Genomic DNA, 210 nt, shown 5'->3' with positions numbered 1-210 from the left:
GAAAAACCACACACTAACGAACCTATAGTGTGCGAAACCCCAGACACTTAACGTTTTTTTAGTTTCAACCAAAGTTGAATAAGAGAACTTTAAGCTACTGATTTTAATAATCAGCCCGCCTATTGGCATGACTATCGCTCTATGTAAATTGCTTAAGATAAAGCCACTGGCAGTGCCAGCACGCCAGACGATAATCCCAATAACAGCTTA

This window comes from Halomonas sp. 3D7M (assembly GCF_014897885.1).
Taxonomy (GTDB): domain Bacteria; phylum Pseudomonadota; class Gammaproteobacteria; order Pseudomonadales; family Halomonadaceae; genus Vreelandella.
The sequence above is the reverse complement of the archived record's forward strand: the minus strand, read 5'-3'. Positions refer to the sequence as shown.